General features: G+C 65.4%; 15 protein-coding genes. 9 read left to right on the forward strand and 6 right to left on the reverse strand.

Annotated elements, in window-relative coordinates:
* Positions 1-264: 264 nt before the first annotated feature.
* From PKE80_RS01515 to PKE80_RS01530, 4 genes are read left to right on the forward strand one after another with little or no spacing between them, the layout of a single operon-like run.
* Positions 265-645 (forward strand): winged helix-turn-helix domain-containing protein, encoded by a 381-nt coding sequence (locus tag PKE80_RS01515; protein ID WP_271180982.1) that lies wholly within the window; start codon positions 265-267, stop codon positions 643-645.
* Positions 646-688: 43 nt separating this feature from the next.
* Positions 689-1,510 (forward strand): molybdate ABC transporter substrate-binding protein, encoded by an 822-nt coding sequence (modA, locus tag PKE80_RS01520; RefSeq protein ID WP_271180983.1) that lies wholly within the window; start codon positions 689-691, stop codon positions 1,508-1,510.
* A gap of 8 nt (positions 1,511-1,518) precedes the next feature.
* Positions 1,519-2,220: a molybdate ABC transporter permease subunit gene (gene modB / locus PKE80_RS01525; RefSeq protein WP_271180984.1), complete on the forward strand. Its 702-nt coding sequence runs from the start codon at positions 1,519-1,521 to the stop codon at positions 2,218-2,220.
* Positions 2,210-2,833, forward strand: coding sequence for an ATP-binding cassette domain-containing protein (locus PKE80_RS01530; RefSeq protein WP_271180985.1), 624 nt, complete (start codon positions 2,210-2,212; stop codon positions 2,831-2,833). Before modB ends, PKE80_RS01530 begins: the two co-directional genes overlap by 11 nt.
* Positions 2,834-2,928: 95 nt before the next feature.
* On the opposite strand, the gene PKE80_RS01535 is transcribed toward PKE80_RS01530, so the two are convergent.
* The 3 genes from PKE80_RS01535 to PKE80_RS01545 all read right to left on the reverse strand — a co-directional run bounded on the left by PKE80_RS01535 (position 2,929) and on the right by PKE80_RS01545 (position 7,027).
* Positions 2,929-4,086, reverse strand: a complete 1,158-nt coding sequence (locus tag PKE80_RS01535) for an isovaleryl-CoA dehydrogenase (protein WP_271180986.1) — start codon at positions 4,084-4,086, stop codon at positions 2,929-2,931.
* Positions 4,087-4,179: 93 nt separating this feature from the next.
* Positions 4,180-5,691 carry an MFS transporter gene (locus PKE80_RS01540; protein WP_271180987.1) on the reverse strand — a complete coding sequence of 504 codons (1,512 nt, stop codon included), beginning with the start codon at positions 5,689-5,691 and terminating at the stop codon, positions 4,180-4,182.
* A 301-nt stretch (positions 5,692-5,992) separates the two neighbouring features.
* Positions 5,993-7,027, reverse strand: a complete 1,035-nt coding sequence (locus PKE80_RS01545) for a LacI family DNA-binding transcriptional regulator (protein ID WP_069709135.1) — start codon at positions 7,025-7,027, stop codon at positions 5,993-5,995.
* Positions 7,028-7,303: 276 nt separating this feature from the next.
* Between PKE80_RS01545 and PKE80_RS01550 the strand changes: the two genes are divergently transcribed.
* The 4 genes from PKE80_RS01550 to PKE80_RS01565 all read left to right on the forward strand — a co-directional run bounded on the left by PKE80_RS01550 (position 7,304) and on the right by PKE80_RS01565 (position 15,799).
* Positions 7,304-10,093: a TonB-dependent receptor gene (locus PKE80_RS01550; protein ID WP_271180988.1), complete on the forward strand. Its 2,790-nt coding sequence runs from the start codon at positions 7,304-7,306 to the stop codon at positions 10,091-10,093.
* Positions 10,094-10,258: 165 nt separating this feature from the next.
* The gene (locus PKE80_RS01555) at positions 10,259-12,082 is read left to right on the forward strand and encodes an alpha-amylase family glycosyl hydrolase (protein ID WP_271180989.1); all 1,824 of its coding nucleotides are present in this window, start codon (positions 10,259-10,261) and stop codon (positions 12,080-12,082) included.
* Between the two features lie 49 nt (positions 12,083-12,131).
* The gene (locus tag PKE80_RS01560) at positions 12,132-13,751 is read left to right on the forward strand and encodes an alpha-amylase family glycosyl hydrolase (protein ID WP_271180990.1); all 1,620 of its coding nucleotides are present in this window, start codon (positions 12,132-12,134) and stop codon (positions 13,749-13,751) included.
* Positions 13,748-15,799: a glycoside hydrolase family 97 protein gene (locus tag PKE80_RS01565; RefSeq protein WP_271180991.1), complete on the forward strand. Its 2,052-nt coding sequence runs from the start codon at positions 13,748-13,750 to the stop codon at positions 15,797-15,799. The genes PKE80_RS01560 and PKE80_RS01565 overlap by 4 nt, the downstream gene beginning before the upstream one ends.
* Before the next feature lie 191 nt (positions 15,800-15,990).
* Here PKE80_RS01565 and PKE80_RS01570 read toward each other — a convergent pair whose 3' ends face one another.
* The 3 genes from PKE80_RS01570 to PKE80_RS01580 are packed head-to-tail and all read right to left on the reverse strand — an operon-like array spanning position 15,991 to position 19,006.
* Positions 15,991-16,656: a TadE/TadG family type IV pilus assembly protein gene (locus PKE80_RS01570; protein WP_271180992.1), complete on the reverse strand. Its 666-nt coding sequence runs from the start codon at positions 16,654-16,656 to the stop codon at positions 15,991-15,993.
* Entirely contained in the window at positions 16,653-17,246 is a 594-nt protein-coding gene (locus tag PKE80_RS01575) for a TadE/TadG family type IV pilus assembly protein (protein WP_271180993.1), read from the reverse strand. Before PKE80_RS01575 ends, PKE80_RS01570 begins: the two co-directional genes overlap by 4 nt.
* Entirely contained in the window at positions 17,243-19,006 is a 1,764-nt protein-coding gene (locus PKE80_RS01580) for a pilus assembly protein TadG-related protein (protein ID WP_271180994.1), read from the reverse strand. The genes PKE80_RS01575 and PKE80_RS01580 overlap by 4 nt, the downstream gene beginning before the upstream one ends.
* A gap of 234 nt (positions 19,007-19,240) precedes the next feature.
* Between PKE80_RS01580 and PKE80_RS01585 the strand changes: the two genes are divergently transcribed.
* On the forward strand, positions 19,241-22,333 hold the full coding sequence (locus PKE80_RS01585) for a response regulator (RefSeq protein WP_271180995.1): 3,093 nt from the start codon (positions 19,241-19,243) through the stop codon (positions 22,331-22,333).
* The last annotated feature ends 5 nt before the right edge of the window (positions 22,334-22,338 follow it).

The following is a 22,338-nucleotide window of genomic DNA, read 5'->3' on the forward strand; positions in this document are numbered from 1 at the left end:
AAATGCAGCCCAGTGGCCACACCCGATTTTACACCACATTGACGGACGCGACCGTTTTCGCCGCAAGGCAACACCAATCGACAGTTAGTGCAGCGACGCATTCAGAGATGCGTAAACCGTTCGAACCGATGAAGGAACGGAAGCACATTTTACGACCGACCGTTATCGATTGCGGGCAGCATGATTCGGAAAAGACCGTCTGCGCCGACTCGTTCAGCTTACCGCCACCTTGCTGGCGACGCACCTTGGATCTAGGTAACGGGCATGACCGTACCACCCCGCCTGAAGATCAAGATCCAGATCCACTCCGGCGAGGAGATCGCGATGGGACCCGGAAAGGCCGACCTCCTCGATGCCATCCGGGAGCATGGTTCCATCTCTGCCGCCGGTCGTGCGATGGGCATGAGCTACCGCCGGGCTTGGCTGCTGGTTGACGTGATGAACCGCTGTTGGGATGCACCGCTGGTGCAGACCGCGCCCGGCCGCGCCGCGACGAGCGGCGCTCGCGTCACTGAATTCGGGAATTCCGTCTTGGCCCATTACCGCGCTTTGCAAGAGGGCATCGCACAAGTCGCTCATGGTCCTGATTATGACGCACTCGCTGCCCGGCTGTTGCCCAAACCACGAGCCTCGCAAAAGGCTTAAGGGACTGGCAGGTTTCCGCAGACCACAGCTTGCATTCGACTTCATGCGATATACTGTCGGATACAATATATTCTCCTGGAGATTTCTAGTGCGCAAACTCGTCGCGCTGCTGCTCGCGGCGCTAACGGTTCTGTACGGAGCCGCCGCCCCCCTGAGCGCCGCTCCCGGAGCCCAGCCACCGCTGGTGCTCGCCGCAGCGAGCTTGCAGGAATCGATGAATGCTGCTGCCGACGCCTGGGCCCGCAAGGGGCATCCCCGCCCGCGCATTTCCTTCGCGGCATCCTCCGCACTCGCCCGGCAGATCGCCTCGGGCGCCCCCGCAGATATATTCGTTTCTGCCGACGAACCCTGGATGGACGACGTGCAGGGCAAAGGTTTGGTGCGCAAGGGCACGCGCGTGTCGTTTCTGCGCAACGAACTCGTCCTAGTCGCCCCGCGCGCGAGCAACGTCCGCCTGAAGCTCGGGCGCGGCATGCCTTTGGCGCGGGCGCTGGGCAAGGGCCGACTGGCGATCGCTGATCCGGCCGCGGTTCCTGCAGGTATCTACGGCAAGCAGGCGCTCACCCGGCTCGGCGTATGGGCCTCGGTGCAGGATCGGCTGGCACCCGGCGACAGTGTAAGGGCTGCACTCGCGCTGGTAAGCCGGGGCGCGGCGCCGCTTGGCATCGTCTACGCGACCGACGCCCGCGCCGACCAGGGCGTGCGCGTGGTCGGCACCTTCCCCCCCTCGAGCCACGATCCGATCAGCTACCCTGTCGCCACTCTCTCCTCTTCACGCAATCCGGAGGGTGAGGCGTTCCGGCGCTATCTGGTTTCCACCGAGGGCAAGGCGGTGTTCCGCCGCTTCGGCTTCGGGACCAAGTAAGCCGCCGCGTGAATCCGCTTTCATCAGCCGAATGGGAGGTTCTGGTCCTCTCGCTCAAGGTTGGCGCTGTTGCCATGTCGGCAGCACTCCCGGTCGCCTTCGCGTTCGCATGGGTTTTGGCGCGCTGGCGCTTTCCGGGGAAGGTACTGGTCGACGCGATGGTCCATCTGCCGCTGGTCCTGCCTCCGGTGGTGACCGGCTGGCTGCTCCTTCTTGCCTTCAGCCCGAACGCGCCCCTTGGTGGTCTCCTGGAACGCGCATTCGGGCTGACGTTCCTGTTTCGCTGGACCGGTGCGGCACTTGCGGCTGCTATCATGGCACTGCCGCTGATGGTTCGCGCGATGCGGCTCTCACTGGAAGGGGTCGATCGCCGCCTGGAAAATGCCGCGCGCACCCTTGGTGCCGGGTCATGGCGCACATTCGTGAACGTGACGCTGCCCCTCAGCCTGAACGGTGTGCTGGCAGCGCTGGTTCTCGGCTTCGCGCGATCGGTTGGTGAGTTCGGCGCCACAATCACCTTCGCATCGAATATTCCAGGTGAGACGCAGACCCTGCCCCTTGCGATCTATAGCGCATTGCAAGTGCCTGGCTCCGATCTACAGGTGGCACGCCTGGCCGGGCTGTCCGTAATGCTGTCGGTCGCTGCACTTGTGCTGTCAGAATGGCTTGCCCGCCGCAGCGGTCAGGAGAAGGGTCGCCATGTCATTTGACATTGCCCTTACCCTGTCACGCGGCGAACGGCCGTTGCGTTACACCTTTACCGCCGGAGCGGGACTTACCGCACTCTTTGGCCCTTCGGGCGCCGGCAAGACGAGCCTGCTCGATGCGGTCGCGGGCCTACTGCGCCCCACAGAGGGCCACATCGTCGTAGCCGAAAGATCCATGTTCGACAGTGCCGCGCACATAGACCTCAAACCCGAGACGCGCCGCTGCGGCTACGTGTTTCAGGACTTGCGCCTGTTTCCGCATCGCTCGGTCCGCCGCAATCTGGAGTTCGGCCGCAGGCAAGGGGCCACGCTTGATTGGGATCATACCATCGACCTCTTGGGAATTGCCGACTTGCTGGACCGTATGCCTGCGACCCTGTCCGGCGGCGAAGCCCAGCGGGTCGCGATCGGCCGCGCACTGCTTTCCGCGCCCGAGTTTCTTTTGATGGACGAGCCGCTGGCATCGGTCGACGGAGTGCGCCGCGAAGAAATCCTGCGACTCATCGAACGCATCCGCGACGAACTGCACCTGCCGATCCTCTACGTCAGCCACGACCGTGCCGAAGTCGAACGGCTGGCACAGACGATAGTACCGGTCTTGCCTCTCGTCGATTGACGCAAGGCAGCGGTGCGACCGGATCTCGCCACTTCGCCCGCGGGAGCCTGCCTGATCGGAGGGCCATGTGCGTCGCAGCCGCGACGACTGAGGGCTCAGCCCGCACCGATCAGTTCGCGGCCGATGAGCATGCGGCGGATTTCGTTCGTGCCAGCGCCGATGTCGAGCAACTTGGCATCGCGCAGGTAGCGTTCGACCGGCCAGTCCTTGGTATAGCCTGCGCCGCCCAGCGCCTGCACTGCCTCGCCCGAGACGCGGAAGGCGTTTTCACTGGCCAGCAGGATCGCCCCCGCCGCGTCGAAGCGCGTGGTCTGCCCGGCATCGCAGGCGCGCGCCACGGCATAGACATAGGCGCGCGCAGACTGCAGCGCGACGTACATGTCCGCGACCTTGGCCTGCATCAGCTGGAACGCGCCGATCGGCTTGCCGAACTGCCTTCGCTCGCGAAGGTAGGGAATGACGGTGTCGAGGCATGCCTGCATGATGCCAAGTTGAAGGCCCGCCAGCACCACCCGCTCATAGTCGAGCCCGCTCATCAGCACGCCGACGCCGCCGTGCAGCGGCCCCATGACGTTCTCTTCCGGCACCAGGCAGTCGTCGAACACGAGCTCGCACGTGGGCGAACCGCGCATGCCCATCTTGTCGATCTTCTGGCCGATCGAAAATCCGGGCATGCCCTTCTCGATCAGGAAGGCGGTGATGCCTTTCGATCCCTCGCCGGTCCTGGCGTAGACGACCAGGGTATCGGCATACGTGCCGTTGGTGATCCAGAACTTGGTGCCGTTGAGGCGGAAGCCTTCTGCCACCGCATCGGCGCGCAGCTTCATGCCGACGACGTCGGACCCGGCGCCCACCTCGGACATCGCCAGGCTGCCGACATGCTCGCCGGAGATCAGCCCCGGCAGGTACTTCGCCTTCTGCTCATCGGTTCCCCAGCGGCGGATCTGGTTGACGCACAGGTTCGAGTGGGCGCCATAGGACAGGCCGACGGAGGCGGAGGCCCGGCTCACTTCCTCGACCGCGATGACGTGTTCGAGATAGCCCAGGCCGATGCCGCCCCACTCTTCCTCGACCGTCAGGCCATGGAGGCCGAGCGCGCCCATCTCGGGCCAGAGATCGCGCGGGAACCAGTCTTCGGCGTCCACTTTCGCGGCGATGGGGGCGATCCGCTCGTCGGCGAAGCGCGACACGCTTTCGCGGATCATCTGCGCGCTTTCGCCAAGGGCGAAATCGAAATCGGGGGTGGCGCGCATGGGTTCCTCTCCTCTGGCTGCCTGATCTTTGGCAACGCTCCTAGAGCAATATCGATGCAGCGCGAAGACGGAATATTACGAGCGGTCGCGCAATTATGTCTCCGCACCAATTCGCAGCGAGGCGATCGCCGCGAGCAGCAGAGTGCCCGCCGCGAAGGCCATCGTCCAGATCGGCTCGCCGGGGAAGAAGGCCTTCATGATCGAGCCCATCACCGTCGCGACCAGCAGTTGCGGCAGCACCACGAAGACGTTGAACAGGCCCATGTAGATGCCCAGCTTGGACTGCGGCAGGCTGCTCGCAAGAATGGCGTAAGGCATCGCGAGGATCGAGGCCCAGGCGATGCCGATGCCGATCTCGCACGCGATCAGGCCCTTGGGATCGCGGAGCAGCAGGAACCCGGCAAAGCCCAGCGCTCCCGCCACGAGGCACAGCGCATGCGTCCGCGCCTTGCCCAGCCGCGCCGAGAGCACCGGCAGCAGCGCCAGCGCGGCGATGGCCGCCACGCCGTTGTAGACCGAGAACAACACGCCGACCCAGTTGCCCGCCTCCTGATAGGCGGCACTGGCGGGGTCGGCCGATCCGAAGTGGTACTGCGCCACCACCGGCGTGGTGTTGATCCACATGATGAACAGCGCCGACCAGCTGAAGAACTGCACGAAAGCGAGCCGCTTCATCAGCGGCGGCATTCCCGCGAAGTCACCGACGATCCCTGCCAGCATCGAAGCACTGCGGCCCGAGCGCGCAAGGCCGATAGCGGCCATGATGGCGATGCCGTAGCCTGCGAGGAGCGCGGCGAGGAGATAGACTTCCTTCTCCAGAGCCCATGCCTTGACGAGCGCCGCAACGACAGCACCGGCGACGATCCACGGCAACCCGTTCCAGATCGGGCGCCCGGCGAGTGCAGCAGCACTGGCGCCCTCCGCCTCCTGCGCATCCCCAAACGCCGCTTGCTCCTCGGGCGAGTATTCCCGCGTCGTCAGCACCGTCCAGATTACGGCGCCCAGCAGGGCCAGTCCTCCGGCCCAGAAGCTGTAGCGCACCGTATCGGGAATTTCCCCGAGCGCCGCCGCGTTGGAGACGCCCAAGTGCTCCAGCGCATAAGGAAACAGCGACCCCACCACCGCGCCCGCGCCGATAAAGGCGGTCTGCACGGCATAGCCCGCCGTGTGCTGATCCTTGCGCAGCATATCGCCGACGAAAGCGCGGAAGGGCTCCATCGAGACGTTGAGGCTGGCGTCGAGCATCCACAGCAGCAGCGCCGCCATCAGCAGTCCCGAAGATGACCCGGCGCTCTCGGGCATCGCCAGCAGCGCGATCGTCGCCAGAACGGCACCGGCGAGGAAATAGGGACGACGGCGACCGAGGCGGCCCAGCCATGTCCGGTCGGACATGTGGCCGACGATGGGCTGGACCAGCAGGCCCGTCAGCGGCGCCGCGACCCAGAGCGCGGGAAGATCGTCGATCCCCGAACCCAGCGACTGGAAGACGCGGCTCATGTTGGCGTTCTGCAGTGCGAAGCCGATCTGGATGCCGAAGAACCCGAAGCTGATGTTCCACAGCCCCGCCCAGCCCTGCCGGGGTTTCTCCGAAGCCATGTCCGTCATCGCGTCCCTTCCCTAAGCTCGCGGACTTGACGCCGCGCAGTCCGCCCGCCTTGCACGATGCGCCGGATGCGACAACATGCATACGAATGCCTAGCCGGTCACCATAACCTTCTGTCTCGTTTTCCGCGCCTTACCCGCGCGCACCTCCAGCCATCACCCCTATTCCGTCATTGCGAGCGTAGCGAAGCAATCCAGGGCAGTCTTGTGCCGCCCTGGATTGCTTCGCTACGCTCGCAACGACGGACGGTGGGTAGAGCGCCCAAGGAGTACTGTGCCAGCAACCGAAATACGGCCGCGAACGCTACCCCGCCGTGCTTCGCCGCACCACCAGACGCGCCGGCAGCGTGCGCGAGGGCGCCGCGCGGTCCGCGATCTGGTCGGCCAGCGTCTCGACCAGAATTTCTCCGGCGCGCCTGAGGTCCTGCATCATCGTGGTCAGGGGCGGGTTGGTCATGCTGGCGGCGGGAAGGTCGTCGAAGCCCATCACCGCCACGTCGCCGGGGATCGACAGGCCCGCCTCACCCAGCGCGCGCATGGCGCCGATGGCGATGAGGTCACTGGCCGCGAAGACGGCGTCGAAAATCACCCCTTCGCCAATCACCTCGCGCATCGCCGCGTGGCCCATGTCCTCAAGGTTCACCACGTCGCGTTGCAGGCGCGGGTCCACCGTCACCCCCGCCTCGCCGAGCGCCTCACACAGCCCCCGGTAACGATCGGCGAACTCGGGATAATGCTCGTCGGCCTGCCCGAGAAAGACGATGCGCCGACGGCCGAGGCCGAGCAGATGCTCCCCCGCCAGCCGCCCCGCACCAAGATTGTCGGAACCGACCGTCGCCCCGATATTGACCTCGTCCACGCTGCCCCAGCGCACGAAGTGCGTGCCCTGCCCGACCAGTTGGCGCAGACGGCTCTCGTAAAGCGTATAGTCCCCGTAGCCGAGCAGGATCAGGCCGTCGGCGCGGTGGCTGTCCTGATAGCGCACGTGCCAGTCGTCCTCCAGCTTCTGGAACGAGATCAGCAGGTCCAGCCCCCGGCTGGCGCACTCGCGCGTGATCGCGCCGAGCATGGCGAGGAAGAACGGGTTGATCTTGGAATCGTCGGGCGACTGTTCCTCGAAGAACAGCAGCGCGATCGTGTTCGAACGCTGCGACCGCAGCGACGAGGCGTTCTTGTCCACCGAGTAGTTCAACTCGCGCGCGATCGCCTCGATCCGCTCGCGCGTGGCGGCGCTGACCGACTTGCTCCCCCGCAGCGCGCGGCTGACGGTGGGCTGCGAGACACCGGCGCGATAGGCGATGTCGAAGCTGGTCGGGCGATTGGTCGGCTTGCGTCCCATGGTCTCCTCCACCCGATGCTGCGCCGCAACAATGCCACGACACCGGATAGCTAACTTCACGTAATCACGTAGTTATGCGGGATTTGCAGCGTTGCATGGAAGACACGCCGCGTTTCCCTCCGGCATCTACGTATACGTATGCCATATTATGCGCAACGTAGGACCGCCTTAAGCAGAGGGGGTCGAATGGAGTCGCGGCAGAAATGCACGGGCTCATCAGGAGGAGATGCCGGGCGCCAGGTGTGCTGTCCCGGCCAGAACAGGGGAGGACACTTCATGTCGCTTCGTAACGAGTTTTCGGCCGCGGGCACTTCGTCCCGCATGGCCATCGCCGCCGCCATGATCGCGGCTGCCCTTCCTGCCGCAGCGTGGGCGCAGGACGCCGCCCCGGCGGAGGACAACGCCAGCGCCGACACCATCGTCGTCACCGGCTACCGCGCATCGCTGCTCAACGCGATCAACCAGAAGCGCAACGCCGAGCAGATCGTCGAGAGCGTCTCGGCCGAGGACATCGGCAAGCTGCCCGACGCCTCGATCGCGGAATCGATCGCCCGCCTGCCGGGCCTGACCTCGCAGCGCGTCAACGGCCGCTCGAACTCGATCGCCATCCGCGGCTTCGCGCCGGACTTCTCGACCACGCTGCTGAACGGCCGCGAGCAGACCTCGACCGGCGACAACCGCGCCGTCGAGTACGACCAGTATCCGTCCGAAGTCGTCAGCGCCGTCAACGTCTACAAGACGCCGATGGCCAGCCTCGTCGGCCAGGGCCTTTCTGGCACCGTGGACATGCGCACGATCCGTCCGCTCGACACCGGCAAGCGCATCTTCTCGGTCGGCGCGCGCGGCTCCTATGCGGATCTCGGCAAGCTGAACGCCAAGTCGGACGACATGGGCTACCGCGCCAACGCGATGTACGTCGACCAGTTCGCCGACGACACCATCGGCATTGCCCTTGGCGCCAGCTACAACAACGAGCCCTACCAGATCAAAGAGTACAACGCCTGGGGCTATAGCGACCTCGCCAACGGCGACCGCGTGATCGGCGGCGCCAAGGCCATGGTCACCTCGACCAAGCTGAAGCGCATGGGCCTCAACGGCACCCTGCAATGGAAGCCTGCGCCGAACCTGACGACCACGCTCGACGCGTTCTACTCGAACTTCAAGGACGACCAGATCAAGCGCGGCGTCGAGATGCCGCTGCAGATGGGCGTCAGCGCCGACAATCCCGCCATGTCGCCGGTCCTCACCGCCACCACGGTCGAGAACGGCCTCGTCACCTCGGGTCAGTTCGCAAATGCCAAGCCCCTGGCCCGCAACGACCTGTTCCAGCGCCATGCCAAGCTCTACTCGTTCGGCTGGAACACCAAGTGGGAGGGCGACGATGGCTGGAACGCCTTCTTCGACGCCAGCTATTCGAAGACCGACCGCAGCGAACTGACCATCGAGACCACCGCCGGCACCGGCCGCAATCTCGTAGGCGCCAAGGACACCATCGGTTTCAATACCGGCACCAAGGGCTCGACCTTCTCGAACGTGATCGATTACGGCGACTACGACACGATCCTCCTCACCAGCCCCCAGGGCTGGGGCGGCACCCAGATCGCGCCGGATGGCACCGCGATCCGCAACGGCCAGGACGGTTACTACAACAACCGCCACATCAAGGACGAACTCTGGCAGTTCCGCACCGAGGTCGAGCACGAGTTCGAAAGCGGCCCGCTGCACTCGTTCCAGGTCGGCCTGAACTACACCAACCGCTCCAAGTCGCTGGTGCCGGAGGAATACTTCCTGGGTCTGGCCGCCAATACCGACGGCCTCACCAGCGTCGCCGTGCCTCAGGAATATCGGCTCGGCGCCACCGATCTGAGCATGTACGGCCTCGGCTCGGTGATCAGCTACGATCCCGCCGCGCTGGTGCGTGACGGCATCTACAACCGCGTCGCGAACCCTTACGGCGACGTCGTGGTCAAGAGCTACGCGATCCGCGAAAGGCTGATGACCGCCTACTTCCAGGGCAACATCGACAGCGAGGTCGGCTCGGCGCACCTGACCGGCAACTTCGGCGTGCAGGCGCAGTGGACAGACCAGAACTCGCTCGGCGCCACGGCCGTGAACCTGGGTACTGCGCCCAATGGTTCGCCGATCATCGGCGGACAGGAGCGCCGTGCCAGCACCGACTATCTCGACGTGCTGCCCAGCCTCAACCTCTCGCTGCGCTTCCCGAGCGACACGGTCATCCGCTTCGCCGCCGCGCGCGAGATCATCCGCCCGCGTCTCGACGACATGCGCGCCTCGCTCAGCTGGAGCTACACGATCGCGGACGGCGTGGCGCAGGCCACCGGTTCCTCGGGCAATCCGAACCTGCGTCCGTGGCGCGCCAATGCGCTCGACTTCACGATCGAGCAGTACTTCGGCGGCAAGGGCGTGATCGCGGCGCAGTTCTTCTGGAAGGACCTGAAGAGCTACATCTACAACACCGACCTCACCGTGCCCACCGACGGCCTTGCGCTGCAGGACCCGGGCCAGGGCATTCCGGTGTCGGATACCGCGCAGCTCAACGTTCCGATCAACGGCAAGGGCGGCACGCTCTACGGCGTCGAGATCGCCACCACCCTGCCCTTCGAAACCTTCCTCCCCGCGCTGGATGGCTTCGGGATCACCGGCTCGGTCGCCTATACCAAGAGCAAGATCCAGGCGACGCCGGACTCGCCCTCGGGTGACCTCCCGGGCTATTCGAAGTGGGTCGCCAACGGCACCGCCTACTTCGAGAAGTGGGGCTTCAACGCGCGCGGTTCGGTCCGTTACCGTTCGACATTCCTGGGTGAAGTCTCGGGCTTCGCGGCCAACCGCGTTCGTCGCCGCGCGGCTGCGGAAACGATCGTGGACGCGCAGATCGGCTACGACTTCCAGGCGGGTAGCGCGCTGGAGGGCCTGTCGCTCTACGTGCAGGGTCAGAACCTGACCAACGCGCCGTTCATCACGACCAACCCGGGCGATAGCCGCGAGGTAATCGACTACCAGACGTACGGCCGCCGTTTCTTGGCCGGTTTCACGTACAAGTTCTGAGCCTCTGTGAGGCTCGGGCTAAGTTCTGATCTGACACTTACCCCCCCGGCGTCGGGATGGAACCCTCCTCCTGAACGGCGCCACACCGGCGGAACCGTCGAAGTTATCCCTCCCTTCGACGGTTCCGCCTACCCTTCCCCGACGGCCATCCGGAGATCGCCTGTGATGAACCGCCTGATACCTTCGCTCTCGGCCCTCGCGCTGGCCCTCTCCCATGGTGCCGCGTTCGCCGGGACGGTCGAGGACATGCGCGCCCGCACGCCCGAGCAGGAAGTGATCTATTTCGTCCTGCCCGACCGTTTCGAGAACGGTGACACCTCAAACGATACCGGCGGCCTCAGCGGCGGCAAGCTGCAGACCGGCTTCGACCCCACCGACAAGGCGTTCTACCACGGCGGCGACCTCAAGGGCCTGACCGCGCGGCTGGATTACATCCAGGGCCTCGGCGCCAGTGCGTTGTGGGTGGGGCCGATCTTCAAGAACAAGCCGGTGCAAGGCCCCAAGGGCAACGAGAGCGCGGGATACCACGGCTACTGGATCACCGATTTCACGGCTGTCGATCCGCACTTCGGCACCAACGAGGACTTCAAGGCGCTCGTCGAGGCCGCACATGCCCGCGGCATGAAGGTCTACATGGACATCATCGTCAACCACACGGCGGACGTGATCCAGTACAAGGAAGGGGTCTCGCAGGGGTATCCCTATCGTTCCAAGGCGGACTATCCCTTCTCCACCCGGGGCGGCGTGAAGGGTCCGGCGATCAACCCCGGTTTCCTCGGGGAAACGGTGCAAACGCCTGAGAACTGGGCGAAACTGACCGATCCCTCGTTCGCCTACACCCCCGTCGTGCCCAAGGCGGAGAAGGACGTGAAAGTCCCCGCCTGGCTCAACGATCCGATCTACTACCACAACCGCGGCAACACCGACTGGAAGGGCGAGAGCGCGCAGTACGGCGACTTCGTCGGCCTCGACGACCTGGCCACCGAGAACCCGCGCGTGGTCGATGGGATGATCGAGATTTACGGCAGCTGGATCGACCGTTTCGGCATCGACGGCTTCCGCATCGACACCGCCCGCCACGTCAACGCGGAGCTGTGGCAGAAGTTCGTGCCCGCCATGCTGGAGCGCGCGAAGGCAAAGGGAATCAACAACTTCCACATCTTCGGCGAAGTCGCGACGGGCGATTACGACCCTGCCCTGCTCGCCTCGTGGACGCGCAATGCGGGCCTGCCGGGCGTGCTCGACTTCGCGTTCATGCGGGCGGTCGACGATGCTGCCGGCGGCGCGAAGAACGGCGGCACCGAGACGCTGGCGCGGCTGTTCGACGACGATGCGCTCTATGCGGGCGGCAAGGCGGGGGCGCTGCAGCTGCCGACGTTCCTCGGCAACCACGATGCCGGGCGCCTGCCGATGTTTCTCAAGCTGGGTCAACCGCTTGCGAGCAATGACGAACTGCTCAAGCGCTCGATGCTGGCCCATGCCATGCTGCTGACGCTGCGCGGGGTTCCGACGATCTATTACGGCGACGAACAGGGCTTCGTCGGTCATGGCGGGGATCAGTGGTCGCGGCAGGATATGTTTGCTTCCAAGGACTTGCGCCTGACGGATGAACCGCTGCTGGGCACCGACCGCGCCCCGAATGCCGAACATTTCGACCCGGCGCACCCACTCTACAAGCTGATCTCGCAGCTGGCGACCTTGCGCCGCCAGACTCCGGCGCTGACGGGCGGGATGACCCGGGTTCGCGCCGCATCCGACAAGCCGGGGCTGTTCGCGGTCTCCCGCTTCGATCCGGCTACCGGAAGCGAGGTCGTGCTGGCCTTCAACACCTCCACCGAGGCGGTCCAAGGTAACCTCGCGGTGGAGCCGAAATCGGCGCAATTCCAGATGCTTGCGGGCTCCGCATGCCCCGTGAAGGCGACCGCGCCGGGAACGGTTTCGATCGCCCTGCCACCGCTCGGTTTCGCTGTCTGCGCGGCCCGCCCCTGAGCGGCACACGGGCGGCACACAACGACACTCAGACGTACCAGAGAGCGCCATGACGAACCCAGAAACCTCTTCCAAGGCGCCATGGTGGCGCGGCGCGGCGATCTACCAGATCTATCCGCGCAGCTTCGCCGATTCCAACGGCGACGGCATTGGCGACCTGCCCGGCATCACCGCCCGTCTCGACCACGTGGCGCGGCTCGGCGTCGAGGCGATCTGGATCTCGCCGTTCTACCAGTCGCCGATGGCGGACTTCGGCTACGACATTTCCGACTACTGCGCGGTCGATCCGATGTTCGGCACGCTGGAGGATTTCGACGCGCTGATCGCAAAGGCGAAGGCGCTTGGCCTCAAGGTCATCGTCGATCAGGTCTATGCCCATACCTCCGACCAGCACCCGTGGTTTGCCGAGAGCCGGTCCAGCCGCAGCAACGCGCGGTCGGACTGGTACGTCTGGGCCGATCCCAAGGTGGACGGTTCGCCGCCCAACAACTGGCAGTCGGTGTTCGGCGGCCCGGCGTGGCGCTGGGATGCGCGGCGCGGGCAGTATTACCTGCACAACTTCCTGGCCGAGCAGCCGCAGCTCAATTGCCATAACCCGGAGGTGCAGGACGCGCTGCTGGCGGTGGCGAAGTTCTGGCTGGACCGGGGCGTCGCGGGCTTCCGCATCGATGCGCTCAACCACTCGATGCACGACCCGATGCTGCGCAACAATCCGCCCGCGCCTGATGATGGAAAAGTGCGGACGCGGCCCTACGATTTCCAGCTGCAGGTCTACAACCAGTCGCATCCCGACATCCTGAAGTTCATCGAGCGGCTGCAGGCGCTGATCTCCAGCTATCCCGATACCTATTCGCTGGCCGAAGTCGGCGGATCGCGGGCGATGGAGGAGAAGCGTACTTTCACCGAAGGGCCCGCGCGGCTCGACAGCGCCTACGGCTTCGACCTGCTCTATGCCGATGCGCTGCGTCCCGCGCACATCGCCGAGGTGCTGAAGTTCTGGCCCGACGAACCCGGCGCCGGATGGCCGAGCTGGGCCTTCGAGAACCACGACGCCCCGCGCGCCCTCTCCCGCTGGTGCGCGCCCGACCAGATCGACGCCTTCGCGCGGATGAAGATGCTGACGCTGCTCTCGATCCGGGGCAATCCGATCCTGTTCCAGGGCGAGGAACTCGGCCTGCTGCAGGACGAGATCCCGTTCGAAATGCTGCAGGACCCGGAGGCGATCGCCAACTGGCCGCTCACCCTCTCACGCGACGGCGTGCGCACGCCGCTGCCGTGGATGGCGCAAAGCGAACATGGCGGCTTCACGTCCTCCGCACCGTGGCTGCCGCTGAGCGAACAGAACCTGTCGCGCGCGGTCGATCGGCAGGAGGCGGACCCGGCTTCGCTGCTCAACCTGACACGGCATCTGCTGCAGCTTCGCGCCGCCGATCCGGCGCTGCGCCGGGGCTCCGGCGAAGTGCTGCTCGCCGACGAAACGCGCCTCGTGCTGCGCCGAGAACTGGACGGCCACCGCGTCCTGGTGGTCGTCAACATGAGCGATGCGCCTGCAGCATGGCCCGCAGCAATTCCGACCGGCGGCAAGGTTCTCGCCGCCGTCAATAATGCCGAACCCGGCACGCTCCCTGCTTGGGGCGCCTTGTGGATCATCGAAGGAGAAACGGCATGAAGCCGCTCGCCCTGCTGGCTACCGCCGGCATCGTCATCGCCGCGCCTGCGTTCGCACAGGAAACCAAGCCCGCTGTCACCGCGCAATCACCCGACGGCTCGATCGTGCTGACGGTCACGACCGACAACGACAGCCGCCCGATGTGGTCGCTCACCCGCAAGGGCAAGCTGCTGATCGCGCCGAGCAAGCTGGGCTTCATCCTCACCGATGGCCTCAACATGACGCGCGGCTTCGCCATCGAGAGCAGCGATACCGCCAAGGGCGACGACACCTGGGAACAGCCCTGGGGTGAGCGCCGCTTCGTCAAGGACACGTACAATCAGGTCACCGTCCGCTTCAAGCAGGGCAAGACCTACGGGACGCGGATGATGAACGTCACCTTCCGCCTCTTCGACAACGGCGTGGGCTTCCGCTACGAGATCCCCGAACAGCCCGGCCTCAAGACGATGAAGATCGCCGACGAGACGACCGAATTCGACATCGTCCCCAAGGGCACCGCATGGTGGATCCCCGGCGGCGAGTGGAACCGCTATGAGCAGGTCTACCAAAAGACCCCGATCGATGCCGTCTCCACCGCACACACGCCGATCACCATGAAGCTGGAGGACGGCACCCACCTGTCGTTCCACGAAGCGGCGTTGGTCGATTATGCCGGTTACTGGTTCAAGCGCGCGACCGGGCAGACCTTCCGCACGACGCTCTCGCCCTCCTCGCGAGGCCCTCGCGTCGTGCGCGACCTGCCCTTCGCGACGCCGTGGCGCACGGTGCGCATCGCGGATGACGCCGAAGGTCTGGTCGACAACGATCTGGAGCTGAACCTCAACGAGCCCAACAAGCTGGGCGATGTCAGCTGGGTGAAGCCGGGCCGCTACATCGGCATCTGGTGGGGCATGATCCGCAACGACTGGACCTGGGCGGAAGGCCCGAAGCACGGCGCCACCACCGAGCGGACCAAGCAGTACATCGACTATGCCGCGAAGCACAAGTTCCGCGGCGTGCTGGTCGAGGGCTGGAACAAGGGCTGGAACGGCGACTGGTTCGGCCACGGCGACGAATTCAGCTTCACCGAGGCGACGCCCGATTTCGACATCGAAGCGGTGACGAAGTACGCCGCGAAGAAGGGCGTCAAGCTGATCGGTCACCACGAGACCGGCGGCAACATCGCCAATTACGAAGCGAACATGGACGCCGGTTTCGCACTCTACCAGAAGCTGGGCGTGGATACGGTGAAGACCGGCTACGTCGCCGACCACGGCGGCGTGATCGCCAATACCGACTATCCCGGCGGCCCGGTCGGCCCGATCCGCATGGAGTGGCACGACGGCCAGCGGCAGGTGGAGCACCACCTCGCCGTCGTCGAGGATGCTGCCAAGCACCACATCGCCATCGACGCGCATGAACCGGTCAAGGACACCGGCCTGCGCCGCACATACCCCAACTGGGTCTCGCGCGAAGGGGCGCGCGGCATGGAGTACAACGCCTGGGGCAAGTTCGCCAACGGCCCGGACCATGAGCCCACGCTGGTCTATACCCGCATGCTGTCCGGCCCGATGGACTTCACGCCCGGCGTGCTGAGCCTCGAAGGCGCGAACGGCCCCCTCGCCTCGACGCTGGCGAAGCAGCTGGGGCTGTACCTCGCGATTTACTCGCCGATCCAGATGGCGGCGGACTTCATCGAGCAGCTCGACAAGTACCCGCGCGAGATGAACTTCATCGAGAGCGTGCCGACCGACTGGTCGGAGAGCCACCTGATCGCGGGCGAAGTGGGCGACTATGCGATCTTCGCAAGGAAGGACCGCGCTTCGCCGCGCTGGTTCGTCGGCGGCGTGAACGATGCGACGGCCCGCACGGTGACGCTGAAGTTCGACTTCCTCGATGCGGGCAAGAGCTACAAGGCCAGCGTCTGGAAAGACGGCGAAGGCGCGACGTACGAGACCGAGGCGCGCCACAACATCGCCTACGACACGCGGACGGTGAAGAAGGGCGATACGATGGACGTGTGGCTGGCGCCCGGCGGCGGCACCGCGATCCGGCTGGAGCCGAAGTAAGCCACTTGCGGTCCCGAACCTCGGTTCGGGACCTCCGGCCATATCTCCGTCATTGCGAGCGCAGCGAAGCAATCCAGGGCAGCATTACGCCGCCCTGGATTGCTTCGCTGCGCTCGCAATGACGAAGGGATTGTCATCGTGCTCTATAGCTTGCTTTCAGGCTGACCTTGTCGAAGCCCCCCGCGTTTTACTCAGCTACAAAGCGACTTCGCGGTGCTCGTCCCAGGCGTTACGCCAGTGCCGGTGCTGGTGCCGAGGCTACGATCGTCGCGGATGATGTAGGCGGCCTCGCGGCGGAAGTTCGGCTGGCCGACGAACCAGGTGCCGAACAATGGCTGGTAGGTGTAGTTCACCTCGACGTACATAACTGCGGAACCAGCGACGGCAGCGATGGTCGGATTGCCCATGCCCGCGATCGTCGATCCGGTCAGGCCCTTGCCTGCGGCTCCATATTGCGAGCTGACCTTGAGATTGCCCCGGCAGCGCTGCCAGTGGATGAACTGCCGCCCGGTCGCAGTATCGCGCTCGAGGCTCGACAGGATGATCCGTCCGTTCGCCTCGAAATTAAAGTACGAGCCCTGCACCAAAGCGCCCGACATGACGGAATCGATCATCGTCTCGGTGACGGTCGGCGTCACCGCGCTGTTGTCGGTCTGGCCGAGGCGAGAGGCGTTGTCGGCCACCGAGCTGGCGATCTGCGCGATCTGCATGTTGATCATCGCCATCCATGCCAGTTCGGTCCCGTAGAACCCCATGGTAACGATGATCGGCAGGATCAGTGCGAACTCCATGAAGGACACGCCGCGCTCGTCCCGGCGGAGGCGGCCGCCAAGGCGCCGTGCAAGATGCCCGATCACGAGCATGTCCCCGCGTCCGAGCCGTACTTTTCCTGAAGCTCGTACGGCTGGTTCTTGCGCACCGTGCTTGCGGTCAGGGTACGCTGCGAGGTCGAGTTGGGAACGAACGGCACGATGAACACCGGGGTATAGGTCACCGTCGCCGTGTAGAGCACGACGTCGTTGCCGCCGCCGTTGTCGCTGGTGCCGACGTCCGCATCCCACTTTCCGTTCCGGTTCTCGTCGGTGTAGGTTTCGCCATTGTCGCACTTGCCGTTGGCGTTCTTGTCGTTCCACGTCTCGGCGCGCTTGAGGTCGGCGAAATCGTAATAGCTGGAACGCTTGAAAGTGACCGTCGCGCCCGGCGCCACGCGCTGGACCATGGCGGTGACATAGTTGTCGGCCTTGGTGGTGTCGGCGATTTCCAGCCCGTCCTGGCGCGAGGCCTCCTCGACCGCGCCGTGGAGGATCGCGGTGAGATAGGCCCTGTGCGCCATGTCGTAGATGCCGATCAGCAGCAACAGGAGCACCGGCGCGGCGACGGCGAACTCGATCACCGCCGAGCCGCGCTCGCCCGCCCGGAGGCGACGGAGCAGCGCCGCCGCCGTCATTGCACGACCCTCAGTTCGCCGACCTGCTTGGCGATCTCCTGGAACGCGGTGTTGAGATCGGCTGCACTGTTCGCGGTGAACGAACTGTCGTCGGACGCACAAGTCGTGAGGTCGGTGCTGAGCGTGGACGTGAACGCCACCACCCATACGCGGATGCCCTTGGCCTTGATCGCCTCGCATGTCGCGAGGAAACGCTGGGTATGGCGCTTCTCGTCGTCGGTGGAGCCGTCGCTGGTGACGCGGCGGTCCCAGTATTCCATGCCCCAGGCCTGTGCGATGGTGTAGTTCGGCTCCATCTCGCCGTCGGTCATGAAGATCAGGTGGCGCGAGACCTTGCCGCCGTTGCTGGGCTCATCGCTGTTCAGCGTGGACCACATGCCCTGCTGCGACATCAGGCGGCCGCCCCAGATCATGCCGATGTCGAGATACGTGCCGCCGACGGCCTGAAGCGAATCCGCGACCGTGTTGAACTCGCTCTGCGACATCCTCGCCAGCAGCCGGGACTCGACGGGGCAATAGTCCCCTGCGCTGCCGCCGTTGTGGGTCGATGCCGTGGTGTAGTAGCTGTAGTCGTTCCAGCGGCGGTAGGAAACCTCCGGCCAGAGCGGGCGCCACTTCGTCTTGTCGTCGGAGGTCGGTGCGGTATCGAGGTCGAGGTCCAGCGCCGCCTTGGGCGTGATGCCGGCGGTCGCGGAATACTTGAAGGTGGACTGGGCGACGGTGTCGCGCTCCTGGATGCAGCCGTCCCAGCTGGAGGACACGTTGCCGCCGGTGCTGCCGGTGGGTGTGTTGACCGTCGCGAAGGTCTTGAACTTGCTCGTATCGTAGGCGATCTGGCGATAGTTCAATTCATAGGCAGCGTCGGCCGTGCGCGAATAGATATAGTAGCTCCCGCCCGAGACATCGCATTTATACTGCGTACTGCGCTGGTACTTCTGGCTTTTTGACGTGACATCGCCATCCACCGTCGCCGCAGGAACATCGCCCCCGCAGGAACTGGAACTGTAGCTCTTGCTCGAGTATTTGCTCCAGCTGCCGTAAGTGACGCTGCCGGTCGGTTCGTAAGCGCGAGACTGGTAGGAATAGCTGTCGACGATGTAGTTGCTGCTGATCGCGGTCAGCAACTTGCCGACGTTCACGGTCGAGCTGAACGGTACGAAGCCATAGCGCACGCGCGCGTTGCTGTTGGCGGTGGCGTTGTAGATCGTCGTGTAGAAGTTCTTCATCGCCGCGCGCAGCGCCTGGATGCGCGTCTGCGAGCCCGACAGCGTGTAGTCCATCGAACCGGTCGTATCGAGCACCATCATGATGTCGGAGTTGCCCACGCCCATCGAACTGCCGCAGGTCACGCTGATATTGAAGGCGTCCTTGCCGAAGATGCGCATCAGCAGGGTGTCGAGCACCGTCGTCGCGGTGCCGGTGATGGTCTGCCCGTTATCCGTCGAAGTCGCGTCGAACGCCGTGGACCTCGTGCCCTGCTGCGCGTCGCTGAAGTTCGTGTTGAAATAGTCGGTCGCGACTTTCTTCGATGCGGCGTCGAAACCCGCCGTCGTCACCGTACGCCGCCCCGCCAGCACCGCCGCGTCGCAAGCCGACTGGATCTGTTCACGCACGAGATAATCGCGGCTCAGGTCCACCGCCGAGCCCACCACCACGGCCGCCACGAGCATGCCGATCGCAGCGATCGGTAGGATGTTGCCAGCGGAATCGCGCAGAACGCTGCGAACGACCTTGGCGGGATAGTGACATGCTTGACGCATCGTAAACCAGGCTCGCTCTTGGAATTGCCCCGATAATCCCTTGCCGATACCAGCAATGTCTTAAGGAAGTTTTTGCGCGCGCCGCTTCGCGTCCTGCGGCAGCCCGCGGCGAAAATATTTCGGCTCGCCGGGAACCGGGGAACGCCATTAACGTTATTCGAGCTGATCCGGGGACCGCGCGTGATGGGGGAGCGGTCCGGCTGAAGCGGTTCTGTACCCCCGCGAGACGAGTGAATGGCAACCGCCCGCGGACTGGATTCCACCAAATTTCTCTACATCCTGCTACCCATCGTCATCGGCCTGACCTTCATCGCCGACACCCGTTTCCCGCTGGGCACCTCGATCTGGGTCATCTACCTGTTGCCGACGGTGCTGTCCTATCTCGCACCGCATCGGCTTGCGCCCCTTGCCGTGGCCGCCGCGACGACCGTGCTGATCGTGATCGGCTACCAGCTCGCGCCCGAAGGCGTGGCCAAGGAAATCGCGCTCATCAACCGCACCCTGGGCACGATCACCAACCTGACGCTGGCCGGCATCGGTGCCGCGTTCATCAGCTACCGCAATTCCGCGCGGGCCTTGCAGGCCCTGCGTGAAGGCGAAGCGAAGCTGGCGCGGGAGACGACCGGAAACCTCTCCCTCGACGACCTCTCGCACCGCGTGATCAGTTTCCTTGCCGACCGTTTCGGCGCGGCGGCGGGGATCGTCTATGTCAATGACGAAGGCGCCTTTCGCCGCGTCGCCAGCTACGGCGTGCCCAAAGGTGCCGGGGTTCCCGACCAGCTCGCGCCCGACGACGGCCTGCTTGCCGAAGTAATCCGCGACGGGCGCACCCGTACGATCGCGAAGGCCCCTGCCGGCTATCTCTCGTTCGGGACCGCGCTCGGGCAGTCGCCGCTGGACCGTCTGGTACTCGGCGCGGCCGCGATCGACGGCAAGGTCAATGCCGTCATCGAACTCGGCTTCCTTGACACGCCCGAGGCCCGCCCCGAAGACGCGCCCCGCTTCCTCGACACGATTTCCGGCGCGGTCGGCCTCTCGCTGCGCTCCGCCAAATACCGCGCGCGGCTGGAGCACCTGCTCTCCGAAACCCAACAGCAGGCCGAGGAACTCGCCAACCAGAGCGAGGAACTGCGCGCCACCAACGACGAACTGGAAGCGCAGGCCAAGGCCCTGCAGAATTCCCAGACCGAACTCGAAGCCCAGCAGGCCGAGCTGGAGCGCTCGAACGCCCAGCTGGAGGAACAGGCGACTTCGCTCGAAGCCCAGCGCGACGAACTGACCCGCGCCCAGACGATGCTGCGCGGCCAGACCGAGGATCTGGAACAGGCGAGCCGCTACAAGAGCGAATTCCTCGCCAACATGAGCCATGAGCTGCGCACGCCGCTCAACTCGCTGCTGATCATGGCGCGCCTGCTGGCCGACAATCGCGGCGGCAACCTCTCGTCCGAGCAGGTCCGCTTTGCCGAGACGATCGAGACTTCGGGCAACGACCTGCTGGCGCTGATCAACGACGTGCTCGACATTTCCAAGATCGAAGCAGGCAAGCTGGAGCTGGAACCGCGCACCGTCCCGGTCGCCGCGATCCTCGCCAAGCTGCGCGATACGTTCGCCCCCGCCGCCGCCAAGCGCGGCCTGGAACTGCGCATCGCCGACGTGGCGGGCGAAATCGAGACCGACCCGCTGCGGCTGGAGCAAGTGCTCAAGAACTTCCTGTCGAACGCGATCAAGTTCACCGAGCGCGGCCACGTCGCCATCGAGGTCGGCCGTGCCGCCGGGAACGTCGCCTTCACCGTGCGCGACACCGGCACCGGCATCCCCGCCGACAAGCAGGGCGCGATCTTCGAGGCGTTCCGTCAAGCCGACGGCGGCATCGCCCGCAAGTACGGCGGCACCGGCCTCGGCCTCTCGATCTCGCGCGAGTTGTCGCAGTTGCTCGGCGGCACGATCTCGCTGGAGAGCGAGCCCGGCAAGGGCAGCGCCTTCACCATCACCCTGCCCGAGCACTTCGACGCCGAAGCCGCGCCCGAACAGGTCCGCCGCCCCTCGCCCACACCGCTTGCCACGTCGCCGACGCCCGCGCCGACGGCCCCGCGCCGCCTCGCAGCCATTGCCGACGACCGCGAGACGCTCAGCGGCGATTCGCGCGTGATCCTCATCGTCGAGGACGATCCGGCCTTCGCCGGCATCCTTGCCGAACTCGCGCACGAAGTCGGCTTCTCGTGCCTGATCGCCGGGACCGCCGACGAAGGCGCCCTGCTCGCGCGTCAGTACCTGCCGCAGGCGGTGATCCTCGACATGCACCTGCCCGATCACACCGGGCTCTCGGTGCTCGACCGCATCAAGCGCGACGCCCGCACCCGCCATATCCCGGTCCATATCGTCTCGGCCGACCATGACGATCATGCGGCGCTTGCCAGCGGCGCGGTCGGCTACCTGTTCAAGCCGGTCAGCCGCGACACTCTGGTCGACATGCTCGAAGGGCTGGAGGCGCGCATGTCGCAGCGCCTGCGCCGCGTGCTGGTGGTCGAGGACGACGCCCAGCAGGCCGAGGCGATCCACCACCTGCTCGCCTCGCGCGATGTCGAGACGGTGGAGGTCCACTCCGCCGCCGAATGCCTGGGCAGCCTCGGCACCGAGACGTTCGACTGCATGGTGCTCGACCTCAACCTGCCCGACATGTCGGGGCTGGACCTGCTCGAACGCCTTTCGCACGACGAGAGCGTCGGCTTCCCGCCGGTGATCGTCTACACCGGCCGCGACCTCTCCCCCGAAGAGGAGATGCGGCTGCGGCGCTATTCCAAGTCGATCATCGTCAAGGGCGCCAAGAGCCCCGAACGCCTGCTCGACGAGGTCACGCTGTTCCTCCACCAGGTCGTCTCCGAACTGCCGCAGGAAAAGCAGCAGCTGCTCGCCCGCTCGCTGGGCCGCGATCAGGCGCTGGAAGGCCGCCAGATTCTGGTGGTCGAGGACGACATCCGCAACGTCTACGCGCTGACCTCGGTGCTGGAACCGCACGGCGTCGGGGTACGCATCGCCCGCAACGGGATCGAGGCGCTGAACGAACTCGCCCGCAGCGCCGACAGCGACGGGGCGCCGGTCGATCTCGTGCTGATGGACGTGATGATGCCCGAGATGGACGGGCTGACCTGCATGAAAGAGATCCGCAAGGACCCGCAGTGGTCGCGCCTGCCGATCATCGCGCTCACCGCCAAAGCCATGGAGCGCGACCACCGCGAATGTATCGACGCGGGCGCCAACGACTATCTTTCGAAGCCGCTCGACATCGACAAGCTGCTCAGCCTCGTGCGCGTGTGGATGCCGCGATGATCGGG

It is taken from the genome of Novosphingobium resinovorum (genome assembly GCF_027922145.1).
Taxonomy (GTDB): domain Bacteria; phylum Pseudomonadota; class Alphaproteobacteria; order Sphingomonadales; family Sphingomonadaceae; genus Novosphingobium; species Novosphingobium resinovorum.